The organism is Bacillus bingmayongensis, assembly GCF_000299035.1.
Classification (GTDB): domain Bacteria; phylum Bacillota; class Bacilli; order Bacillales; family Bacillaceae_G; genus Bacillus_A; species Bacillus_A bingmayongensis.
The window spans coordinates 965,445-987,907 of record NZ_JH921518.1; the positions used below are offsets into that span (position 1 = coordinate 965,445).

Genomic DNA, 22,463 nt, shown 5'->3' on the forward strand with positions numbered 1-22,463 from the left:
CATGTTTTTATACATCATGAATAAGAGCAAAAAAATAAGGAGGTTTCCTTTTATGTCAAAAGCTAAATCCTTTGTAACAGGTGTAATTTGCGGCAGTGCTGTCGCTGGACTAGCCGTTCTTTTTTCCACTCCTTCTTCCGGTAAAGATATGCGGAGTAAACTAAAAGAAAAAGGAAATGATATTAAAAAGACTTTAGCTGATATTACAGCTGATACAAAATTATTAAAACGTCAAATTGTTGAAACGGCTTCAGAAGGTAAAGAAGTTTTTCAAGAATTGAAAGATGATATGCAAGATACACTTTCCACATGGAAACAAGATATTTCTCAAAACAAACGTCATATTGAACAAGAAATTTTAGACATTCAAAAATCAATTGAAAAATTGCAACAAACAGTTCCAGAAAAAGCGTAAACGATGTTCCATTCTTAGTTTTTGCATATAACAAATATTTTTTATAAATATTTCTCTTATCGCGACATATCACATAGATATGTCGTGTTTTTATGCATTTACAATATATGTTATCCTCTACTACGTGGGGATAACACATATAGTTATGACATCTAAAACGCTTCCACAATTATGCATGATCTGTTAAGATTATAATTTTTCCGAAAAATTTTCACAATTCTTACAAAAAGACTTTATTAATTTTTATTTTACTGGCATAATAGATACTAATGAATAAGAATGTAAAAGTGGGTGAGTACATGAAAAGTGGAGAAAAAGATTATTCGGTCAAAGAAGCAATGATTTTCAGCCAACGCATTGCTCAATTATCGAAGGCATTATGGAAATGTGTAGAAAAAGATTGGCAACAGTGGATCAAACCATATGATCTAAACATTAATGAGCACCATATTTTATCCATTGCTTATCATTTAAAAGGGGCTTCTATTTCTGAGATTGCAAAGTTTGGCGTGATGCACGTATCAACGGCATTTAACTTTTCGAAAAAACTTGAAGAGCGCGGCTATCTTGTATTCTCAAAAAAAGAAGATGATAAGCGAAATACGTATATTGAAATTACACCAAAAGGGGAAGAATTGCTGCTGCAATTAATGGAGGAGTATGACCCTGAAAATAATTCTGTCTTTAATGGCGCTCTTGCTCTTCGCAATTTTTATGGTAAGTTCCCAGAAAATATCGAATTAATCGCGATTTTAAGAAATATTTATGGACAAGATTTTATCGATATTTTTGAGAAATCACTAGAAAATATTGAGGAAAATTTTACGGAACACGATCAAAAATTAGTTAAAAAATAATACCGATTATCTTTTCGCTGTTATGCGTAAAAATTCTTGCATAATTGGCTGAAATAAACCTTGTTTATGTAGCGCTTCTGCAGTCTCGTTTACTTCGAGCTGATGTGGAAGCGCTTTTTCAAATTGCTCCAAAAGAGCATCAAACAAAAGTAAGCCTTCTTGCTTTTCTACTATGTATTGTTTGTTCAACTGTTCACATAAAGCTAATATACGTTCTATATCTTTTTTTCGAGCTTTTTTCTTTATAATTAAAGAATAAAATGGACACTTATCTTCGTCGATCATTTGAAAAAGTAATTCTACATAATATTCCGCTTGCTCTAGTCGTTTTACAACGTCCATTTTCTCCCTCACTTTCTAACGCAATGTCTTCTATTTCTGAATTTTATAACACGAACAAAATATCGTATGATACAATATATAAAAGTATATGTATTTTGGCCAAAAGGAGGTATCTCCTCGTGACTCTTATAGAAATTGTTTTTGTCACATTTGCACTTATTGTTCTATTCTACACGAATTTCTTGACTCATACACTGTGTGAGCGGAAACAACTATCCGAGAGACGCCAAACGAGCGCTTTTCGAGTCATTAATGTATGTATTACGATTCTATTAATTTCTAGTTATATAGAAATTATATTTCATGGAAAGTGAGGAAGGGAAGCCCCTTCCTCACTTTTTTCCTCTATAAACAAATTATACCTATTATAACTAATAAAATAAACAGTACAAGCAATAAAATAATAAGTGATGAATTCATTCGCCCATCTCATCCCTTCTCCTCTTTTCTATCATAAATACAGATTGAAAGACCGATATAAAACTATTCCTTTTAGGTGGAAGAGAAAATCCGCTCATGGATAGAAGCGGTCAGTACCCTTTTTAGCCTCATGCCATGCGAAAACAGAAGGAAAAAATGAGAGGAAGTCTCCTTCTATTCTTCATAGCAGCAATTTAAATGTTGAAAAATCAAATTGGATATATATATATGCACATTCGCCTACTATGGTACTCTCTCTTTAATCTGACATTCTTTATAACCAAATGGACAATTTTTCTTTATCAATAGGAAAAGACGTCGAAATATGATATATTAAATTTTGTACATATTGCTTATACTAAAGAATAAAATTACCTTCAGCTGAATTTTATCCTCAGCCTCGGTAAGCCCTGTTAAGCAGGCTTTTCACTTTATAAGAGAAGCGAAACCAGTGAGACTTAATCGGGCTTTTATGAGCAATCATAACCTCAAATGAGGCGATTGTTCATTTGTGCGGGATAAATTAAAAATACATAATAGTAGGAGTGTTTATTGAATGAAGAAAGCTATGCTTGCCTTAGCAGCAACAAGTTTGATTGCCTTATCAGCATGTGGATCAGCTGATAAAATTGTTACATCTAAAGCTGGTGACATTACAAAAGAAGACCTTTATACACAAATGAAAGACAAAGCTGGTAAGCAAATTTTACGTGGCATGGTACTTGAGAAAGTACTTGTCAAGAATTATAAAGTCGAGGATAAAGAAGTTGACAAAAAATTCGATGAATACAAAAAGCAACTTGGCGATCAATTTGATGCAGCTCTAAAACAACAAGGCTATACAGAGAAATCATTTAAAGAGGGCATTCGTGCTGAATTAGCAATGACAAAAGCTATTGAAAGCAGTATCACTGACAAAGAATTAAAAGAAAATTATAAACCTGAAATTAAAGCAAGCCACATCCTTGTAAAAGATGAAGAAACTGCGAAAAAAGTAAAAGAAGAACTTGGACAAGGTAAATCTTTTGAAGAGTTAGCAAAACAATACTCTGAAGACCCAGGTTCAAAAGAAAAAGGCGGAGATCTTGGATACTTCGGACCTGGTAAAATGGTAAAAGAATTCACAGATGCTGCATACAAATTGAAAAAAGATGAAGTAAGTGAACCTGTGAAATCAGAATTTGGTTACCATATCATTAAAGTAACTGATATTAAAGAACAAAAACCATTTGAAGAAGAAAAGGCAAACATCAAGAAAGAGCTAGTTGAGAAGAAACTACAAGATCCTCAACTCATGGCTGAGCTTCAAGAAAAAGAAATTAAAAAAGCTGACGTGAAAATTGAAGATAAAGACTTAAAAGATATCTTTGAAACTCCAAAAGCAGAAAATGCGACAAAATAATTCATATAAAATAAGCTGTCAGGTCTTTCCTGACAGCTTATTTTAGTTTCTTACAAAGGCATCATGTACTTTCTATGCACGAAGATATCCTTTGAATATTTTACAAGCTGAAAAAGCGCCTAAAGGTTCTCTCTTCCCTTTAGGCGCTTTTTACTGTTGATTTGTTTATGCTAATGCTGCTGCTTGCTCCTGCTGATCTACAGGTACTACAGCGTCCTGTAATGCTTTCTCTAATTCAGCTGTGTATTTCATTTGTTCTTCATTACTCCAGCCTAATTTCGCTGCCATATACGCAATTACGTTTTCTTTCCAATCGTATACCCAGTGAATGTTGAAGAATACAGCCCCTCTGCGGCGTACGAAGAAGTCAACAGGTTTTGCTGTCATTTCATAGTCCATTGCGTATACAAGCGGTACAAGCACGTCTAATGGCATGTTATATTCTTTTGCATCTGCTTTTAGCCCTTTTGCTAAGTTAAAGAGAATATCAACGTTTGAACCATAGAATTTCGCAAACTCTTCTGCTTGCTGCGTCGTTAAACCATATTTCGTTCCCTCTTGTGCTTTTTTCGCAACGAATGTTGGGAATTGTTTTGATCCACTTACATGACCGCCTGAAATTGGCATATGTTTCGTTTCACTTTTCGGATACGCACTATGCCCTTCTTTTTGTAATAGAGACGTTACATAATCTACTACCATTTCTGCCATTTTACGATAACCTGTTAATTTCCCACCAGCAATTGTAATTAAACCAGATTCAGACGTCCAAATTTCATCTTTACGAGAAATTTCAGATGCACTCTTTCCTTCTTCATAAATTAATGGACGTACACCAGCCCAGCTTGATTCAATATCTTTTTCTGTAATCTTCACAGTTGGGAACATATAGTTGATCGCATTAATGATGTAAGTGCGATCTTCTGTTGTCATTTGTGGTACTGCCGCATCTTTATCATAGAACGTATCTGTTGTACCTACATATGTTTTCCCTCCGCGCGGAATCGCAAAGACCATACGGCCATCTGGTGTATCAAAATAGATTGCTTGCCCAAGTGGGAAACGTTTTTGATCAATTACTAAGTGAACACCTTTTGATAATTGTAGTACTTTCCCTTTTTTCGAGTTATCTTTTTCACGAAGTGTATCTACCCAAGGTCCAGCTGCATTTACAATTTTCTTACCGTATACTTCATATACTTCTCCATCTAATAAATCAATAACGCGTACACCGCATACTTTTCCATCTTTATATAAGAAACCGTCTACTTTTGCATAGTTAACTGCTTTTGCGCCGTGTTCGATTGCTTCTTTCATAACTTCGATTGTTAAACGAGCATCATCTGTACGATACTCTACGTAGTAACCGCCGCCTTTTAATCCTTCTTGCTTCACAAGCGGTTCTTTTTTCATTGTTTCTTCACGATTAAACATCTTTCTGCGTTCGCTTCGTTTTACCCCTGCTAGGAAGTCGTATACACGAAGACCAATTGATGTACTGAATGAACCAAATGTACCACCTTTATGGAATGGAAGTAACATCCACTCTGGTGTTGTTACATGGGGACCGTTCTCATATACGATTGCACGCTCTTTCCCAACCTCTGCTACCATCTTCACTTCAAGTTGTTTTAAATAACGTAAACCACCGTGTACAAGCTTCGTTGAACGACTTGATGTACCTGCTGCAAAGTCTTGCATTTCAAACACAATTGTTGATAAACCACGTGTTGCCCCATCTAATGCAATACCAGAACCAGTAATACCTCCACCAATTACGATCACATCTAACTCTTGTTTATTTACTCCGTTTAATACGTCTTTACGTTGTTTACTTGAAAATTTCATGGTAATTCCTCCCTTTGATACGAAAAAAGAGACCACAAACATCACTATAGAAATCGCTTCTATAGCGTGTTGTGGTCTCTCCATATCTCCTACCGAATTATTAACTTATCATCATTATAACACTGTTTATGATTATTTAAAAGCTTTTGTTGCTTCAATTGCCTTTTTCCAACCAGCATATAGCTCTTCACTTGTTTCCGTTTCCATTGCTGGTGTAAAGCTTTTATCCATATTCCACTGCGCCTTAATTTCTTCTTGGTTTTCCCAATATCCAACTGCAAGACCTGCTAAATATGCTGCTCCTAAAGCTGTTGTTTCATTTACTTCTGGACGCTCTACTGGCACATCTAACATATCGCTTTGGAACTGCATTAAGAAGTTGTTCTTAACTGCTCCGCCATCAACGCGTAATGTTTTCAGCTTAATACCTGAATCTGCTTCCATTGCGCATAGTACATCTTTCGTTTGGTATGCTAATGACTCAAGCGTTGCACGAATAAAGTGTTCTTTCGTTGTACCGCGCGTTACACCAAATACAGCTCCGCGTACTTCACTATCCCAATATGGTGTTCCAAGTCCTACGAACGCTGGAACAACGTAAACGCCATCTGTTGATTCAACGCGATTGGCGTATTCTTCGCTCTCACTTGCATCTTTAAACATGCGCATTCCGTCACGTAACCACTGGATTGCTGAACCTGCTACGAAAATACTTCCTTCTAGTGCATATTCAACTTTTCCATTTAAACCCCATGCAATTGTTGTTAATAGGCCATGCTCAGACGCAACTGCTTTTTCACCTGTATTCATTAACATGAAACAGCCAGTTCCGTATGTATTTTTCGCCATACCTTCACCGAAGCAAGCTTGTCCAAATAACGCTGCTTGTTGGTCACCAGCCACACCTGCAATCGGAATGTTTTGGTTAAAGAAATGATAATCAACTGTATGACCATATACTTCAGAAGATTGACGCACTTCTGGAAGCATGCTTTTTGGCACTGTTAACATTTCTAGAAGCTCATCATCCCACTGCAGGTCATGAATATTAAACATTAATGTACGTGATGCATTTGAATAGTCTGTTACGTGCGCTTTACCACCAGACAATTTCCATACAAGCCATGTATCAATTGTTCCGAATAATAATTCGCCGCGTTCTGCTTTTTCTCTTGCACCTTCAACGTTATCTAAAATCCATTTTACTTTCGTACCAGAGAAGTATGCGTCAATTAAAAGACCTGTTTTTTCACGAACCATTTCACTATAGCCTTTTTCTTTTAATTCATCGCAAATTTCAGCTGTTTGACGAGATTGCCATACGATTGCGTTATAAACTGGCTTACCAGTTTCTTTATCCCATACAACCGCTGTTTCACGTTGGTTTGTAATCCCGATACCAGCGATTTGCTCTGGTTTTACATCCGCTTCACTTAAGCAAGTTGCAATAACAGCTAGAATAGATCCCCAAATTTCTTGTGCGTTATGTTCTACCCAACCTGGCTTTGGAAAATGCTGTGTAAATTCTTTTTGAGCTACATGAACAATTTTACCTTCTTTATTAAAAAGAATGGCGCGTGAACTTGTAGTTCCTTGGTCTAATGAAAGAATATATTTTTTCATATTCGGTTCCCCCTTATGCTACTTTTCTACTATTTGTATCGTTTCCGCTCTTTTTGCTTGTCATATAAGAGATTGCTAGTACAATCACAGTTGCAATTATCACATAAATAAGTGCTGCATTTTGTTTTCCTTCAAATACAACCTGATGGAATAAACCTGCAAGTGATCCACCTAAAATCGGTCCTACAACCGGTATCCATGCATACTTCCAATTTGATCCGCCCTTTCCTGCAATCGGAAGGAAGAAGTGTGCAATACGTGGACCTAAATCACGAGCTGGATTAATTGCATATCCTGTTGTTCCACCTAATGATAAACCAATACTTACAATTAAGAAACCTACGATAAATGGATTTAAACCATCTGCAAATTTATTTGCACCAATTGCTAATATACCAAATACTAAAACGAATGTTCCAATCATTTCACTTAAAAGGTTTGCAAATGTATTCGGAATTGCTGGTCCTGTTGCAAAAACACCTAATTTTGCAGATGGATCTTCTGTTTCTTTCCAATGAGGTAAGTAATGTAAATATACGATAATTGCACCGATGATTGCCCCAATCATTTGGGCTACGATATACCCTGGTACATCATTCCATGGGAACGCTCCCTTAAATGCTAGTCCAATTGTTAAAGCTGGATTTAAATGTGCTCCACTAATTGATCCAACTGCATATGCTGCGATGGCAACGGCTAAGCCCCATCCCATCGTAATTACGATCCAACCTGAATCCTTTGCAAACGACTTCTTTAAACTTACACCAGCACAAACGCCGCCACCAAGAACGATTAACAACGCTGTCCCTATTAACTCACCTAAAAATGCTGACATAAAATCCCTCCACAATCAGTTTAAACGCTTTCAATGTGATAGAGATAAAATGAATGGCCATTCGTTTTTTTCAAAAGAAAAAGACCCACAGCTAGCACGTTTCTATATAACAATATAGAAACAATGAAATGTGGATCTCTACTTTTCTCCGTCACGTTTATTAACTTGTCTATAATGTTAACCTCAAATGAAAGCGGTGTCAACAGAATTTTTTCACATTTTCGTCACTTTTTTTGGTAATGTTTCCAGAGTTCTTTTTTCGATGTTGTAATCGCTGTCGCACCAGCTGCTAACGCTCTTTCTACATCCTCAACTGTACGAATAAAACCACCTGCTAAAATCGGTACGCCCGTCCGTTCCTTCACTTCGGCAATCACACCTGTTAAAGCGCCTGGAAGCACTTCAATATAATCAGGTTTTGTCTTCTCTAAAAGATTACAACTTTTCTCCATCGCACTAGAATCAATTAAAAAGATACGTTGAATTGCAACAACACCCTTTTGCTTCGCCTTCATAATGACACTTGCCTTTGTTGACAATAACCCGTATGGCTTAAACTCTTGGCATAAAAACTCTGTCGCATGACCATCACTTTGCAAACCATGAATAAGATCAACATGTAAGAACACTTTTTTACAATGCTGCTTCGCAAGTGCGACCACACTCTTCAATTGACCGATATGAATATCTAAAATAACGATATACTCATAAGAACTATGTAGTAACTTTTCTAAGTCTTTTATTTGCCGAACAGCTGGCAAAATCTTTTGTTCATGAAATTCCATTCAAAAAGTCCCCTTCTTTACGTCATCCTACCCTTTATAGTACACAATTTAGGCAAAAAGAACAGCTAGTAGGAGAAATTTTTAGCTCTCTTCATCGACGCACCTTGTCGAACGGTCAATATCCTATGTCAAAACGCCGATATATATATATGATTTCCGCCGGTATAAAAAACTGCCCCCACTTCAGGGGTAGCTTTTATTGATATATTTTTTTCAACTTATCAGATCCCGCACCGCCTATAACCATAAGTAGTAACGGTAAAAAATTCATTACATACGGTGCACCTTCTAAAATTGTTATATTTGTTCCAGCAAACTTATTTAGCATAAATATAATGAGTTTTGATATTAACAAAAATAACCCCAACATAAATACACTATCAAAAATCATTTTCCATTTTGGATGCGCTAACTGTTTACTATCTTGAATTACTTTTTGTTTCAATTCATCATCACTCCTCAATAACTCATCAATCGTAATGCCAAATAGATCACTTAAATGAGTGATTATTTCAATACTTGGATAGTTCTTTCCAGTCTCCCATTTTGAAACAGACTGACGACTTACATGAATTTTTTCAGCCAAATCATTTTGCGACCAATTTCTTTTTTCTCTTTCTTCTTTTAAACGTTCACTAAAAATCATAATGAGTTCATCACCTCTCTCTATTTCTAGTATGAGTAAAGGAATGATGAAGAGTAAAGATAGTTGTAGTTGCATGAGCACGCAACTTATACGTTACACCGTAAAATAGCGCCATTTCGCACCATATATCATGTGGTTTTAAAACGCAACGTATACTTTCCTTTTATACAAATATTCCATAATCAATATTTCCTATAAAATAAAAAAGAAGAGAAATAAAATACATTTCTCTTCTCAAAGGGTTTCTATTAAAGCAACACAGAATCCTTATCACTTTCTTGATTACGTCTCTCACGCTCTTCTTCTAAACGCTTCATATATACTTCGCCTTCTTTTTCAATAAACTCATTATCTATCTCTTGCTCTTGTTTAGAAGTGTATAACACCATATAACCGCTCACGACAATACCAATAATAACGAGATACACCCACCATGGTAAAGTTTCCAATTGATTTCCTTCCTTTCCTAAGACAAGCCTTGTTAGTTTCACTGTATGAGAGGAAGGACAAGATTATGACTCTTTTCCATACATTCTTTTTCTCATCATAAAAGCAGTACCCATTCAGAGTACTGCTCTTAGTTTTATCTTATTCTATCGATGAATCCAAACTGCACCTGCCGAATTGTCTTCAGCTTGTCCTACTACTTCGAACTTTAATCCTAGTTTCGGCAACTTACGTCCTGCATCTGGAATGATGCTGTTGATATACTGCTTAGAATCATCAAATTTCGCAACCCCTGGTAACCCTTTATAATCAAAGATACCGCGCGTTGGTGAATCTACTTTCCATGCTGGCGTTTGATCAAATGAGAACGCAGCATCTGCAATTTGGTAACGCGTACTGCTCTTCACAGTTGGTTGTCCGTTTAATGTCCCTACGATTGCCTCTGGATGAGAATCTACTACGCCCAAGAATCCTTCACCCGGATGAACTCCTACCCAATTATCTGTAAAGCTTTGATCCGCATACCATACAACCATTCCTGTATTAAATACTGGGCCACGTGCATTTTTTAACGCCATGTCAGAACCAGCATAATTTCTCCACTCTAAATAGTAGTTATGTTTTTTCTGTTCAAATCCGTTAGATACAGTAAATCCTTTTAACGTCATTGCTGATTGTCCTTCTGCATCATCAGAAAAAGCAACTTTACCATCTACAGTTAAAACTGCATTGTCTAAAGCAAACCCTTTGTAAGCTACTGCAATATCTGTTACATATTCAAACTGTAGTTTTACTTTCTTCCCTTTGAATTGACTTAAATCATACGACTTATCAACCCACTTACCATCTGTTGTATCCATACCGCCTTTTACATCTTTTTCGCCAATTCTATCAATGCGCACTTTCGTTCCATCTTCTGTAACCGCATTTACTTCAAGGAAATCATACTTCGCTTCAAGTTCATAAAATGCTTTATAATCAAACTTAGCACTCTCAGCTTTCGTTAAATCAAACACTGGTGTCTCAAGTGTTGTATGCATGTCATTCCCTTTTGTACTGTAATAAAACTTCTTACCAAATGCCACTTCAATATTTTTAATATCTTTGTCCGGCAAGTTAACGCGAACAATTCCTGGTCGTTTTGACTTTGTCACACTTTGGTCGATATATGTTGCTGCCCCAATACCTTTGCGAAGCTTATCATAATCTACCTCTAAAATATTCGCCCAGTTTCCACCCATATTCTTTTGGAAAAACTCTTTATTTTGTGGTGAGAAACTCGTTGGCTCTGTTCCTGCAATTTTTCCTGCCCAGCTACCACCGCTCATAAGAGACCATGATTCAACTGGTTCACCTTGCCCTGTATACTTTGTATCATACTCATCTGGTAAACCTAAATCATGACCATATTCATGGGCAAACACACCAACCGCTCCGTCTTCAGGCTCGATTGTATAATCGTATGCAGCCATCTTTCCGCCCCAATTCGAAACAGAGGATTCTGTTCCATCAATCGCATATGGTTTTGATCCAAGTTTTGAACGATGGGACCAAATCGCATCATCTTTCAATTTACCGCCGCCAGCTTCTTGACCCACGCCAGCATGTACAACCATTAAATGATCAATAATGCCATCTGGCTCATTTTTATTTCCATCCCCATCTTGATCGTACTGATCAAATTGGTCAAAATCAGCTAAGTTTATCCCTTTTGCTACTGCTGCTTTTAATGCTTCCTTCACAAAATCACGCGGTCCTAAAGGTCCTTTATTATCATGACCAGTTCCCGCATCCGCACCGTAATCAGAAGCTTTCCCTGGAACAGTCAACCATTCCGTTACAGTTCCATCAACTGTATAGCTACCACCTGATTGCTCTTCATAATATTGCTTAAATGTATTAATTTTTGATCCATCAAATAGTGTAAATGGTTCATCACCAAATAACATTTTTTGATAATGCTCACGATTAAAGTCATTAGAATACATATATCCTGGCGCTTGATCAACATTATTATGTTTAAAATCACTAAATTCTACGAGTAAAACAAGCACTTTATCTTTTCGAACAGCTCCATTGTACTCTTCTTGCTTCGCTGGTGTAGTAGGTACTTTCCCATTTAATTTCCTAGTATTCAATCCTGAATCTTGTCCAGCTACTTGTCCTACTGCCGGTTGCTGTGCTTGTTCATTTTCCTTCATTTTCGCATCTTTTACTTTTTTCATAAAATCAGAAGCGTCTTGCGTAAGACTATCTTCTGTAATAATTTCTTTCCCAGGGTTTTCCCCTTTCTTTTTCTCAACATACTTTTCAACAGCCTTTGATGTCTCAGCTTGTGATGCAGATTTATCAATGACTCCCCGTTGTTTTAGCGCTTCTGCCAAACGCTCCTCCGGTATTAAATGCTCATCGATCGGTAGAGATGATGATGGCGCCCCCGCATATGCTGCATGATTTCCAAATGCAAAAGTACTACTTAATACTGCCGCTGTTGCTAATACTGATAAAGATTTTAATTTTCCATTCTTTTCCAAAGAATTTCCTCCCTATGTTTGCGAATTATCAGTTTTTTTGTCGATAACAAAATATTATTCGCATTATGATGAATATTCAATATTTTTCAACAAATGAAATGTTGAGAAATATTTTTTGGGCAGGGTGAAATGCACAATATAGGAAAATCCACAAAGGATTTTTGTTTTTCATCACAACCTTTCTCTTTTTCTCATAGAAAAAGATCCTGCCATGATGGCAGAATCTTTTTTTAACACGCTTCTTAGTTATGAAAAGTTGAGTTATAAAACAAATGATTATGAAATTGATTCGTTTAAAAATAAATTGAATTTCTTTTCTACATTTTTTAGATGAATTAGAGATTGTACTTTTGCAAGCTCTGGTTCTTCTGCTTCAATAGCTAGAAAAATATTTTCATGTTCTTTATAAACAATCTCTCTTTTTCTTTCCAACCCTACGTTTTGCTTGAGGGTAATCTCTAATGCCTTATTGTAAAGAGAAGATAAATTTTCCAGCATAAGAACCATCACTGAATTATGTGTAGCCTGTATAATAGTTCGATGAAATTCAAAATCAGCTTCTCTACCTGTCTTGTCCTTAAAAGTAAAATCGTGTTCCATCCACTTTAACACTTCTCGAATCCGCTCTAATTCATCAGGAGTTCGCCTACATGCAGCAAGGTAAGCTGCCTCTGGTTCTAAGATTTTTCGCATTTCAAATAAATGTCGAATACTCTCTTCATCTGCTTTTTGAATATGAAAATGTTGACTTAAAGAGGTTGGAATTACTTCTTCTACATAGCTCCCTCCACCTTGCTGAGATGAAATAAGGCCCATAGCTCGTAAAACACTTAAAGCCTCCCGAATCGGCATTCGGCTAACACCGAATAATTCAGCTAATTCCATCTCTGTAGGTAGTTTTGAACCTGGTGAAAACTTTCCGTTCTCAATCATCACTAGCAACTCACGAGATATTTTTTGTGAGATTTTCTCTTTTTGTGTCAATTTTTTATCTTCCTTTTTCAATATATTTAGGATAATTATTTAAATATGGCGGCTGCGGAACTTGTTCACTGACAGCTCGGCCAATAGAAATCGAAGCAGTTGCCGCAGGCGAAGGTGCATTTAATACATGAATGGAACGTTGATTAGAATCAATTAAAAAATCATCAACCATGCTTCCATCTTGCATAAGCGCTTGCGCTCTCACACCTGCATGCGTTGGTACAATATCACGCTCAGTTAATTCCGGGATAAGTCGCTGCAAACTACGTAAAAACGCTTGTTTACTAAAAGAACGAATGATCTCATTCATACCTTCCTTCATATTTGGCATCGCCATTTTCCAAAAACCTGAGTACGTCATCACTTCAAAAAAGTCTTTTAGATTAAAATCGGTTTTCTTATAACCTTCTCGTTTAAAGCTAAGCACTGCATTAGGCCCTGCGTGAACCTCACCATTAATCATACGCGTAAAATGAACGCCAAGGAACGGAAAATCCGGGTTCGGCACCGGATAAATAAGGTGTTTAACAAGCTGTCGTTTCTCTGGTACCAATTCATAATACTCCCCTCGAAATGGTACAATTTTTGCTTTCGTGCGTAATCCACTCATTTCAGCAACTCGGTCACTATGTAATCCAGCACAATTAATAAGAAAATGAGATTGAAATGTACCTTGATTGGTCTCAACTGTAATACCGTCACTTCTCTCGTCTATTTTTTCTACTTTCGTCGCAAGGTGCACATCTCCTCCTCTTTCTTGAATAAGACGGGCAAACGTTTGAGAAACCTCTTTGTAATTAACAATTCCACAACTTGAAACACGTATTGCACCAAGTCCACTTACATGTGGTTCAATTTCTTTCAGTTCTTCAACCCCAATTTTCTCCACATTTAATTCATTTTGTAAACCACGCTTATACAAATTATCCATAAATGGAAGTTCTTTCGAATCTGTTGCAACGATCACCTTACCGCACATCTCATAAGAAATCCCATGTTTCTTACAAAAAGAAATCATAGCTTCATTTCCTTCACGTGCAAACTTAGCTTTAAAACTACCAGGTTTATAATAAATACCAGAATGAATCACTCCGCTATTATGTCCTGTTTGATGATGGGCAAGTGTATGTTCTTTCTCAATAATAGCGATTTTTGCATGTGGATAACACTCAGTAAGTGCGTAACCAGTAGACAAACCTACAATTCCCCCGCCAATAATTATATAATCATACATTGTTTTTATCTCCCCTCGAACTTGTAATACAAATCAAATAAAAAACAAAAAAGTGTAGACAAAATGAAAGCGTTTTTGTATGCTAAATCCAATTAGTTTTTCGAATTATCTAAAATTTTATACTTTAACATCTAGAAAATCAAGAAAATACGGCATATTTGTATTACAAGAACGAAAATAGTTGTGTTACAAATTGTAGCTCAATCGTACATTCACAAAGGAGGAACAAAATGAAAAAGTTCGGATTACCTCTCCAAATTTTAACTGGTCTTTTTTTAGGTATTATCGTTGGTGCTATTTTCTATAAAAATCCTGAAGTTGAAACGTATTTAAAACCACTAGGTGATATCTTTTTACACTTAATTAAAATGGTTGTTGTTCCTATTGTTATTTCTAGTATTGTTGTAGGGGTAGCTGGATTAGGTAATGCTAAGAAACTTGGAACACTTGGTTTTAAGACTATACTCTATTTTGAAATCGTTACAACTTTAGCTATTGTTCTCGGAATACTGATTGCAAACGTCTTTCAACCTGGAACAGGAGTTAATTTAAGTGAGCTTACAAAAGGTGATATTTCAAGTTATGTACAAACTGAACAGGAAATTGAAAAAGGTGGACATTTAGACTTTATCGTGAATATCGTTCCAACTAATATTTTTGAATCCATGGCAAATGGACAATTATTGTCTATTATCTTCTTTTCCGTTCTTTTCGGATTGGGAGTCGCAGCTATCGGTGAAAAGGGACAACCAATCTTACAATTCTTTACAAGCGTTTCACATGCAATGTTTTACGTAGTAGGTCTTATCATGAAAGTAGCTCCATTTGGAGTATTTGGACTAATAGGTGTAACTGTTTCTAAATTCGGTCTCAATTCTCTTATCCCCTTAGGAAAATTAATTCTTGTTACTTACGGTGCCATGTTCTTCTTCGTTGTAGTATGCTTAGGTTCAATAGCAAAACTATTTAAAGTTGATTTTATTAAAATGTTAAAACTTCTTAAGGACGAATTAATTCTAGTATTCTCTACTGCTACCTCTGAAACTGTTCTTCCAAAATTAATGGAGAAACTGGAAAGATTCGGATGCCCAAAATCCATTGTTTCTTTCGTTATCCCAATCGGATACTCATTTAATCTAGACGGCTCTACTTTATATCAAGCAATTGCTGCAATATTTATTTCTCAACTCTATGGAATTGATATGTCCTTGACTGAACAAATTACATTGGTTTTAATTCTTATGTTAACTTCTAAAGGAATTGCTGGAGTAGCTGGTGCATCTTTTGTTGTACTTTTAGCTACTTTAGGATCTGCCGGTCTTCCACTTGAAGGTTTGGCATTTATCGCAGGGGTGGATTTTCTATTAAACATGGGCCGTGCCACTGTTAATGTAGTAGGCAATGCGCTGGCTGCGGTAGTAATAACGAAATCGGAGAACCAATTTGACTACAAAAAAAATCAACACTTAGTATTAACAAACAAAGAAGTTATCTAGTGCAATTGATTTATAATAAAAAATGTGTTCGAAAGTTAGCTAAATCACTACTCTCGAACACATTTATTGTTAATTATGAGCGCAAAAAACATTCTGTATATTCACCTTGTTTTATGCGACTTAAACTTATTTTTTCTTATTTAGAAAACGGGTGTTGTTCAAAAAACTCTTTAACATACCCCATAAACTCTTCCGGTTCTTGACGAAACGGAGCATGATACCCTTTTTCAATAATATGGAATGTACTGTTTTTAAATAGTTGATGATATGTTTCACCATTTTTCCATGAAACGCTTTTATCATTTCTGCCCCAAATGATTAAGGTTGGCACCTTGATTTCATTCGCATCCATCGCAATGCGGCGCTCTCTCATTTTCGTCAGTTCACTATAATGTTCTTTATCATCTCGTCTATTTTTCACTTCATTTTCACGATATTCCTTAACTGCAGATACCGTACTTAAATCTGTTGATACATTAGGAGTTGTGAAGCTTTCTTTTTGTTGGAAGGATTCGATCCCTGTCGCATCTGTCAAAACAAGATGTGTAACCACCCCAGGATATAAATATGTTAAATTAAGAGACATCTCTCCCCCCATTGAATGACCGAGTACCGCAAACTTATCATAACCTAACTTTTTCATTAACTTATAATATAAATTTACTTGGTTCGGAAAGGAATACTCAAAATCCACCGGCTTAGAAGAACGGCCAAACCCTAAAATATCAACCGCAATGATCGTATGATCTTTCGCTAATTCTGGATAAATATCACGAAATCCATTAGAAGAACCACCAAAGCCATGCAGCATAAGTAACGGCGGCTTCCCTTCACCAATTTGTTTAAAATATATCGTTTGTCCATCTATTTCTACCATTTTTTCTTCTGTATTTAGTTTTGTTACCACTGTATCCTTTACTTCTTCTACCTTTGCTGTTGGTTTTTCGACAATATTAAAAATTACTAATAATAGAAGCGCAATGCCACTAATAATATAGAACTTTAATCGTTTCAAGTTGATTGTCTCCTTTCCGCTACTTTAAATCATGCAAAAATACACTTAAAATAAGCTTTCACTTTTTGTAAGTATTTTATAGCTATATAGTTGTAACTTAATTAGTTACAACTATAATAAAAAAACACGCTTTCTCTCTAAATAAGAATGCATTGGAATACTTCTTATATTTGATTACTTTCATACTATTTAACTCACTTGTAATCATTATAGTTACAAACAAAAAGTAAGTCAATTCTTTTTAGAGAAATTTATCTTCCTTTTAATCTATTAAAATTGGAAGCTTAAAATAATTTTATCGAACATCATTCAGTCGTCTTATAATAAATAGGGAAGCAAAAAGAAAGTAAAAAAGATGAATCTTTACTTGGGAAATTTAAACATGATGTCGAGGATGCTTATGAGGACTATGATAAAATCATAACTGCTTATCCAATGTATTAAAGAATGTGAGGTACCAAAATATGAAATATAAATATACCATAATAAAAAACAAAGACCTAGATTCTTTAAAAATAGAATTGCCAAAAGAACTAGAAATTGTCGCAACATTTTTAGAAAATGATATACAATGCATTCCAATTAATTGGTGGTTACAACAAATTGAGGAAGTATTAGATAACTTAAAAGAACATAATGAATTTAAAGGTACATTATACGCAGTTCAAGTAAAAAAAGATGACACCATAATAGCTGATCTATTTTCTATCCATGATCCTAATATATGTAAAATTGAAACAATCGAATTAAGAAAATTAATTGAAGCTTGGGGAAAAGCACAAAAATCTTATAGAGATAACAACTAATAGAAGGCCAGCTTTCTAAACTATATTATACATATAGCTCCCCTATCCTCTCATCTAACATACGCTACTCCCTCAACTCAATGGCCTTATACTGGATAGTTTTGTTTATCCATTAAAAAATAAAGATAGAGGTGTTAACATGATTTTAGATTCACTTTCAAGTATAGAAAAAATAAAAAATAAAAGAGGAAAGTCCATACTACAGTCTGCCAGTGATGAATCAATTCAAAGCATTAAAAATTGGATATCCAGCAATGTACAAAAGAATCTATGGGTAAATGAATATGAAAACTTTTTAAAGATTGCTAATGGGTTAAACTTTAATGGGTTATTTATCTATAACGCTGATTCTAATGATAATAATGGATTTATCTCAGCAAATGAAGTATGGAGAGAAACTGAGTGGAACAGTAACTATTTGTTTTTTGGGGATTCAAGTATAGCTTGGTTTTGTTTTGATGTTGATAGTCATCTTTTTTTAGAATTAGATAAACCAAGTGGCGATATAATGGCGGAATATTATAGTTTTAATAAAATGATTGAACAAGCAATAAAGGATGTATTATAAATGCATAATTGAAACTTCTGAGTTAAGAGCATTAATCTTAATATGGTAAGCGGACAATCATCTCTGCTTTCCCATTAGAATACAATTTTTTTAGCATAAAGGAGTACATAAAATTCACGGATAAGTAGGTGTTCATGTGAAACTATACTTTAAGGATATTGAATTAGGTAAAATTACAGAAGTATCCGCAGATACACCGTGGATGTATGGGACAATTCACTTAAATGAAAATAGTAAGCCATTTCATGAATATTTTCTTGGGATGGTTGATGAAGACAATGAATTTGATTTTGAAGTCGCAGATCCAGAATTTTTAGCGGAAAGTAATTGGTCTATTTTAGATGAAAATGAAGGCAAATATTTAGGGATCGATATACCGGCTATTTACATAGAAGATACAACAATCGCATGGCGTTGGAGATAAATTGCCTCATACTGAAAGATACAATCTATCCTAAAGAGGATTAGAGAAAGAGGTTTTTTATATGTGGAAAAATCTGATTTTAGAAATTGAAAATATACTGAAAAGCGTTGGTTATGAGCTGAATACACCAGCAACAGATACTGAAATTCAGAGATTAAGAGAAGATGTGAAAGAGAAATTTAATGTTGATCTACCGAGTGAATACGAAGAGTTTCTTCAAACTGTAAATGGTTTAGATTTTGGTGGACTGGTACTTTATGGAGTCGATCCTTCTTTACTAGAAACAGAAAGGGACGAACCAATTTGTGGACTTATAGACACGAATGAAATCTGGTATGAAAATGAATTTCAAAAAGAATATCTTTTCCTTGGAGATTCAAATATTGCTTGGTTTTGCAAAAATTTATCTGACGGTACTTACTTGGAACTTGATAAACCATCAGGCACATTGATGAAAACATATAGTGATTTTAATACGATGCTTGAGGAAGCATTAAAAATATGCCTTATTTGAAAGTAAAGCGTAATTTAATTCTAAAGATAAAACAGTCTCTCTCATAACGGAGGTAGCAAAAGTTATGTTTATTTTTTTGAAAAAGTACATTGTAGCTAATGAAAGTGTTAAATCGAATCAAATGTCTATTTTTTATCCTTTACCAAAAGAAGAGATAGCGGAAGCAGAGGAATTATTGAAAATGCCTTTCCCGAAAGAATTAAAACATTTTTATGAGAAAATTGGTTATGGATTTTTAGAAGCATCAGATAGGTTCTTTTTTAATCGATTTATGGATCCGCTTTCAGTCGCGGATTTTCGTTTAAGACAAGATATTTATGAATATGACCCAAACATAGATGGTGTAGACGATGAAGAATCATTAGCATTCTTTGAAGTAACGGAATTGAGTTTTTTAACAATTAAATTTAAACAAGAAAATGAATTAGACCAATGCCCTATATATTATGGTGAAACAAAGATAGCAGATTCTTTAGAAGAATTTTTAATTAAAATGGTTGAACAGCCTGACTATTATATTTAATAGATATCAAATTTCTTTTTATCCAGTTTGTTCACCTTTTAAAGAACTACTTTCTAGCTTACGTGATTTTGAAGGCGAAGACGAAAAATAAAGAAGAAAAATAAAAGAAGAACGCCTATCAGTGAGGGTAAACGTTCTTCTTTTTTTGCTGTAAATTCACTTAAATTTCTTGCGGTGCTGGATAGTCTCCATAAAGATTAGAAGGTGCTCCGCCGCCATCTCCTTTATTGTAAGCTGGTGCAGGTGTATCTCCTCCATTATAAGCAGGCGCTCCGCCATCTCCAATATTAACATAGTCAGGTCTTGCAGGTGCTGGTAAATCCGCCTCTCCTGCCTGTTGTGATTCTATAAAAGAATTTAACCCTAAAGAAACAATCCCTGTAAAAGCTAGTCCTACTACCGCTAATTTGAATTTCCCCATTATTTTAACGCCCCTTTTTCTAATATTTTCTTATTGATCTCATGACTCATATAAAAATACTCACTTGCCTTCTGATATACTTCATCATGATGAAATTGAATTGCTAGCTTTGCAGCATATTCTTGAATGCATTCCCATAAACCTTCTTCCTCAAAGTACGCTATCCCTTCTTGAAAGTCTTTTTCTAATTCTGAAGCAGAAACTTTTTGATTTAAAAGTTTTAGCATCTTAAAACGATGTTGATATTCAATGTTATTTACTTCCTCACAGATTTTTTCACCTCTTGCAATAAGCTCTGCTGCAATCTTGTTTTCTCCTAATTCACTTCGCTCTCTCGCTTCTACAAAGATTGCTTTAAAATGCTTAGGAATTTTTTGAGATACTTCCGAAACATAACGAATTGCTAAACTTGGCATATTTTGTTTTGCATACATCAGACCCAAGTTATATCTAATTCTTAAGGAGAATATCTCTTCATTTTGTTTGTTTAAAATATTGATTGCAGATGTATAATAAACTTCTGCTTGTTCATATTGCTTTAGATATAAATAAGATGAAGCCAAAGCATTATCACATAACGCAATACCAATCTCATAACCTAAATGTTTAGAATATACCTCTTTTGCTTTTTCAGTATATTGTATACATTGCACAGCTTCTCCTACGTGATAATAAAATGATGCTAATCTATAATTAAATTCCGCTTGTTCTATCTCATCAGGGACATACTGCAATAGCCTTTGAGCCTTTTCATAGTATTCTCTTGCTTCATTATAATTCGTTGTTAATGTAGCATGTATTGCCTTAAAAAAGTGGTAGTAATAAGAAAGAATTTTCTCAGAAGGTTTGTTATATGATTCAATAACATCAAAACTATTTTTTGTAATACTTAAACTATCAGTTAACACTGTATATCTAAAATCTAGTAAGGCGTAATATAACAATAAATTTTGATCTTCTTCGACCTTAGCAATCTTCCCATCAATTTCTTCTTTTAAGCTTGTCGCTTTTTCTACATGTTGTTGCAACATTGACTGATACCAAGCGTCTAATGAATGTTTAATTTGTTCTTTCGTTACTACATGTATACTCATAACGATTCCTCCTTATTTCTACCTTTAATATTCTGAATAGTAATACAATTACACAAATTGTATATCAAACCCCTCTTTTACGTTAATTGAAAAATAATTATCAGAATATTATTATGTTTAGACACAATTAAAAACCACCTCACAAGAGATGGCTTTCATACCGCCTTCACAAAAACTGCATCAACCCTCAGTTTTGAAAATAACAAAGGCAAGTGATTTTAAACCACTTGCCTCATAAGATTTATTTAATTATGAAAAGAAGGTTTATAGAACGAACGATTATCAAGCGCGAAGACACGCTCCGTATATTCACCTGGTTTCGTACGTCCAAGGGCACGATCCATCATGTTCATCTTCGCATCTAAATTATCAATGTAATGCAGAATTTCAGCTTCTTTTACTAATGGTGGTTTTGGACTACCCCATTCCGCTTTCCCGTGATGGGATAAGACGATGTGCTGAAGAATTAATACTTCTTCTCCTTCAATTTTCAGTTCATCTGCTGCTTTTCCAATTTCGTTTACCATGATGGAAATGTGGCCAAGTAGATTTCCTTCTAATGTATACGTTGTTGAAATTGGACCAGATAATTCAATTACTTTACCAAGGTCATGTAAAATAACGCCCGCATAAAGTAAATCTTTATCTAGAGATGGATATAGCGTAGAAATTGCTTTCGCTAAATCAAGCATCGATACAACGTGATAAGCAAGTCCTGATACGAACTCATGGTGATTTTTCGTTGCTGCTGGATAGTCTAAAAATTCATTTTGATGCTTATTCAATAAATGTCTTGTGAGACGTTGAATGTTTGGATTTCTCATTTCAAATATGTACTGTGTAATCTTTTCTACCATATCTTCTTTTTTCACTGGTGCTTTTTCTACAAAGTCTGAGATATCTGTCACTTCATTCGCATTTGCAACGCGAATTTGCTTCACACGAAGTTGAATGCGCCCTTTATAGTTTTGAATATCTCCAGCTACTTTCACAATCGTTTCCGCTACATATTGCTTCTCTACCTCAGGTGATACATCCCATAGCTTCGCTTCAATATCTCCGCTTTGGTCCTGCAAGATCACTGTTAAAAATGGCTTCCCATTACTTGCGATACCTTTTGTCGCTGTCTTAATTAACAAGAAGATATCGACTTGTTCTCCAACTTCATACTCTGCAATTTTCTTTTTCATCCTGATTCCTCCACCAACTTAAGTACTTTTAGTATAGCAC

24 protein-coding genes are annotated in these 22,463 nt (G+C 35.1%); 10 read left to right on the forward strand and 14 right to left on the reverse strand.

Annotated features, from left to right (window positions below):
* The first annotated feature begins 52 nt into the window (after positions 1-52).
* Positions 53-415, forward strand: coding sequence for a YtxH domain-containing protein (locus Y7E_RS0119535; protein WP_017152950.1), 363 nt, complete (start codon positions 53-55; stop codon positions 413-415).
* Between the two features lie 299 nt (positions 416-714).
* The gene (locus Y7E_RS0119540; RefSeq protein WP_017152951.1) at positions 715-1,272 is read left to right on the forward strand and encodes an HTH-type transcriptional regulator Hpr; all 558 of its coding nucleotides are present in this window, start codon (positions 715-717) and stop codon (positions 1,270-1,272) included.
* 6 nt (positions 1,273-1,278) lie between these two features.
* On the opposite strand, the gene Y7E_RS0119545 is transcribed toward Y7E_RS0119540, so the two are convergent.
* Positions 1,279-1,614: a DUF1878 family protein gene (locus tag Y7E_RS0119545; RefSeq protein ID WP_017152952.1), complete on the reverse strand. Its 336-nt coding sequence runs from the start codon at positions 1,612-1,614 to the stop codon at positions 1,279-1,281.
* A 119-nt stretch (positions 1,615-1,733) separates the two neighbouring features.
* Between Y7E_RS0119545 and Y7E_RS30095 the strand changes: the two genes are divergently transcribed.
* Complete coding sequence (locus Y7E_RS30095) at positions 1,734-1,928, forward strand: hypothetical protein (RefSeq protein WP_017152953.1); 195 nt, start codon at positions 1,734-1,736, stop codon at positions 1,926-1,928.
* A gap of 662 nt (positions 1,929-2,590) precedes the next feature.
* Positions 2,591-3,436, forward strand: a complete 846-nt coding sequence (gene prsA / locus Y7E_RS0119555; protein WP_017152955.1) for a peptidylprolyl isomerase PrsA — start codon at positions 2,591-2,593, stop codon at positions 3,434-3,436.
* Positions 3,437-3,601: 165 nt separating this feature from the next.
* Here prsA and glpD read toward each other — a convergent pair whose 3' ends face one another.
* The 9 genes from glpD to lhgO form a co-directional block, all read right to left on the reverse strand.
* The gene (gene glpD, locus Y7E_RS0119560; RefSeq protein WP_017152956.1) at positions 3,602-5,284 is read right to left on the reverse strand and encodes an aerobic glycerol-3-phosphate dehydrogenase; all 1,683 of its coding nucleotides are present in this window, start codon (positions 5,282-5,284) and stop codon (positions 3,602-3,604) included.
* 132 nt (positions 5,285-5,416) lie between these two features.
* Positions 5,417-6,907: a glycerol kinase GlpK gene (glpK, locus tag Y7E_RS0119565; RefSeq protein ID WP_017152957.1), complete on the reverse strand. Its 1,491-nt coding sequence runs from the start codon at positions 6,905-6,907 to the stop codon at positions 5,417-5,419.
* Between the two features lie 13 nt (positions 6,908-6,920).
* Positions 6,921-7,742 (reverse strand): glycerol uptake facilitator protein GlpF, encoded by an 822-nt coding sequence (gene glpF / locus Y7E_RS0119570; protein WP_017152958.1) that lies wholly within the window; start codon positions 7,740-7,742, stop codon positions 6,921-6,923.
* 224 nt (positions 7,743-7,966) lie between these two features.
* The gene (gene glpP / locus Y7E_RS0119575; RefSeq protein WP_017152959.1) at positions 7,967-8,527 is read right to left on the reverse strand and encodes a glycerol uptake operon antiterminator GlpP; all 561 of its coding nucleotides are present in this window, start codon (positions 8,525-8,527) and stop codon (positions 7,967-7,969) included.
* A gap of 196 nt (positions 8,528-8,723) precedes the next feature.
* Positions 8,724-9,173, reverse strand: coding sequence for a helix-turn-helix domain-containing protein (locus Y7E_RS0119580; protein ID WP_017152960.1), 450 nt, complete (start codon positions 9,171-9,173; stop codon positions 8,724-8,726).
* 248 nt (positions 9,174-9,421) lie between these two features.
* Positions 9,422-9,622, reverse strand: a complete 201-nt coding sequence (locus tag Y7E_RS0119585; protein WP_017152961.1) for a sporulation YhaL family protein — start codon at positions 9,620-9,622, stop codon at positions 9,422-9,424.
* 144 nt (positions 9,623-9,766) lie between these two features.
* Positions 9,767-12,154: an immune inhibitor A domain-containing protein gene (locus Y7E_RS0119590; protein ID WP_017152962.1), complete on the reverse strand. Its 2,388-nt coding sequence runs from the start codon at positions 12,152-12,154 to the stop codon at positions 9,767-9,769.
* A 276-nt stretch (positions 12,155-12,430) separates the two neighbouring features.
* Positions 12,431-13,138: a FadR/GntR family transcriptional regulator gene (locus Y7E_RS0119595; protein WP_017152963.1), complete on the reverse strand. Its 708-nt coding sequence runs from the start codon at positions 13,136-13,138 to the stop codon at positions 12,431-12,433.
* A 4-nt stretch (positions 13,139-13,142) separates the two neighbouring features.
* A complete protein-coding gene (gene lhgO / locus Y7E_RS0119600) occupies positions 13,143-14,372 on the reverse strand; it encodes an L-2-hydroxyglutarate oxidase (protein ID WP_017152964.1) in 1,230 nt (409 codons plus the stop codon).
* A gap of 230 nt (positions 14,373-14,602) precedes the next feature.
* On the opposite strand from lhgO, the gene Y7E_RS0119605 reads away from it, so the two are divergent.
* Positions 14,603-15,868 (forward strand): cation:dicarboxylate symporter family transporter, encoded by a 1,266-nt coding sequence (locus Y7E_RS0119605; protein ID WP_017152965.1) that lies wholly within the window; start codon positions 14,603-14,605, stop codon positions 15,866-15,868.
* 136 nt (positions 15,869-16,004) lie between these two features.
* On the opposite strand, the gene Y7E_RS0119610 is transcribed toward Y7E_RS0119605, so the two are convergent.
* Entirely contained in the window at positions 16,005-16,883 is an 879-nt protein-coding gene (locus Y7E_RS0119610; RefSeq protein ID WP_017152966.1) for an alpha/beta fold hydrolase, read from the reverse strand.
* Between the two features lie 464 nt (positions 16,884-17,347).
* Here Y7E_RS0119610 and Y7E_RS0119615 point away from each other — a divergent pair, with 464 nt between their 5' ends.
* The 5 genes from Y7E_RS0119615 (at position 17,348) to Y7E_RS0119635 (ending at position 19,718) form a co-directional block, all read left to right on the forward strand.
* Positions 17,348-17,689 carry a hypothetical protein gene (locus Y7E_RS0119615; protein WP_017152967.1) on the forward strand — a complete coding sequence of 114 codons (342 nt, stop codon included), beginning with the start codon at positions 17,348-17,350 and terminating at the stop codon, positions 17,687-17,689.
* Between the two features lie 139 nt (positions 17,690-17,828).
* Complete coding sequence (locus tag Y7E_RS0119620; RefSeq protein ID WP_017152968.1) at positions 17,829-18,257, forward strand: YrhA family protein; 429 nt, start codon at positions 17,829-17,831, stop codon at positions 18,255-18,257.
* A 136-nt stretch (positions 18,258-18,393) separates the two neighbouring features.
* On the forward strand, positions 18,394-18,681 hold the full coding sequence (locus tag Y7E_RS0119625; protein WP_017152969.1) for a hypothetical protein: 288 nt from the start codon (positions 18,394-18,396) through the stop codon (positions 18,679-18,681).
* 61 nt (positions 18,682-18,742) lie between these two features.
* Complete coding sequence (locus Y7E_RS0119630; RefSeq protein ID WP_017152970.1) at positions 18,743-19,195, forward strand: YrhA family protein; 453 nt, start codon at positions 18,743-18,745, stop codon at positions 19,193-19,195.
* A gap of 64 nt (positions 19,196-19,259) precedes the next feature.
* A complete protein-coding gene (locus Y7E_RS0119635; RefSeq protein WP_017152971.1) occupies positions 19,260-19,718 on the forward strand; it encodes an SMI1/KNR4 family protein in 459 nt (152 codons plus the stop codon).
* A 160-nt stretch (positions 19,719-19,878) separates the two neighbouring features.
* Here the strand turns inward: Y7E_RS0119635 and Y7E_RS34515 are convergent, their stop codons facing one another.
* The 3 genes from Y7E_RS34515 to yhaM form a co-directional block, all read right to left on the reverse strand.
* A complete protein-coding gene (locus Y7E_RS34515; protein WP_017152972.1) occupies positions 19,879-20,139 on the reverse strand; it encodes a Phr family secreted Rap phosphatase inhibitor in 261 nt (86 codons plus the stop codon).
* A complete protein-coding gene (locus Y7E_RS0119645; protein ID WP_017152973.1) occupies positions 20,139-21,233 on the reverse strand; it encodes a response regulator aspartate phosphatase in 1,095 nt (364 codons plus the stop codon). The genes Y7E_RS34515 and Y7E_RS0119645 overlap by 1 nt, the downstream gene beginning before the upstream one ends.
* Positions 21,234-21,478: 245 nt before the next feature.
* Positions 21,479-22,423 carry a 3'-5' exoribonuclease YhaM gene (yhaM, locus tag Y7E_RS0119650; RefSeq protein WP_017152974.1) on the reverse strand — a complete coding sequence of 315 codons (945 nt, stop codon included), beginning with the start codon at positions 22,421-22,423 and terminating at the stop codon, positions 21,479-21,481.
* Between the last annotated feature and the right edge of the window lie 40 nt (positions 22,424-22,463).

Excerpts from the sequence above, each read along its gene's own strand:
- Y7E_RS0119535 (WP_017152950.1), top strand. The coding sequence starts at position 53 with ATGTCAAAAGCTAAATCCTTTGTAACAGGTGTAATTTGCGGCAGTGCT.
- Y7E_RS0119540 (WP_017152951.1), top strand. The coding sequence starts at position 715 with ATGAAAAGTGGAGAAAAAGATTATTCGGTCAAAGAAGCAATGATTTTC.
- Y7E_RS0119545 (WP_017152952.1), bottom strand. The coding sequence starts at position 1,614 with ATGGACGTTGTAAAACGACTAGAGCAAGCGGAATATTATGTAGAATTA.
- prsA (WP_017152955.1), top strand. The coding sequence starts at position 2,591 with ATGAAGAAAGCTATGCTTGCCTTAGCAGCAACAAGTTTGATTGCCTTA.
- glpD (WP_017152956.1), bottom strand. The coding sequence starts at position 5,284 with ATGAAATTTTCAAGTAAACAACGTAAAGACGTATTAAACGGAGTAAAT.
- glpK (WP_017152957.1), bottom strand. The coding sequence starts at position 6,907 with ATGAAAAAATATATTCTTTCATTAGACCAAGGAACTACAAGTTCACGC.
- glpF (WP_017152958.1), bottom strand. The coding sequence starts at position 7,742 with ATGTCAGCATTTTTAGGTGAGTTAATAGGGACAGCGTTGTTAATCGTT.
- glpP (WP_017152959.1), bottom strand. The coding sequence starts at position 8,527 with ATGGAATTTCATGAACAAAAGATTTTGCCAGCTGTTCGGCAAATAAAA.
- Y7E_RS0119580 (WP_017152960.1), bottom strand. The coding sequence starts at position 9,173 with ATGATTTTTAGTGAACGTTTAAAAGAAGAAAGAGAAAAAAGAAATTGG.
- lhgO (WP_017152964.1), bottom strand. The coding sequence starts at position 14,372 with ATGTATGATTATATAATTATTGGCGGGGGAATTGTAGGTTTGTCTACT.
- Y7E_RS0119605 (WP_017152965.1), top strand. The coding sequence starts at position 14,603 with ATGAAAAAGTTCGGATTACCTCTCCAAATTTTAACTGGTCTTTTTTTA.
- Y7E_RS0119615 (WP_017152967.1), top strand. The coding sequence starts at position 17,348 with ATGAAATATAAATATACCATAATAAAAAACAAAGACCTAGATTCTTTA.
- Y7E_RS0119620 (WP_017152968.1), top strand. The coding sequence starts at position 17,829 with ATGATTTTAGATTCACTTTCAAGTATAGAAAAAATAAAAAATAAAAGA.
- Y7E_RS0119630 (WP_017152970.1), top strand. The coding sequence starts at position 18,743 with ATGTGGAAAAATCTGATTTTAGAAATTGAAAATATACTGAAAAGCGTT.
- Y7E_RS0119635 (WP_017152971.1), top strand. The coding sequence starts at position 19,260 with ATGTTTATTTTTTTGAAAAAGTACATTGTAGCTAATGAAAGTGTTAAA.
- Y7E_RS34515 (WP_017152972.1), bottom strand. The coding sequence starts at position 20,139 with ATGGGGAAATTCAAATTAGCGGTAGTAGGACTAGCTTTTACAGGGATT.
- Y7E_RS0119645 (WP_017152973.1), bottom strand. The coding sequence starts at position 21,233 with ATGAGTATACATGTAGTAACGAAAGAACAAATTAAACATTCATTAGAC.
- yhaM (WP_017152974.1), bottom strand. The coding sequence starts at position 22,423 with ATGAAAAAGAAAATTGCAGAGTATGAAGTTGGAGAACAAGTCGATATC.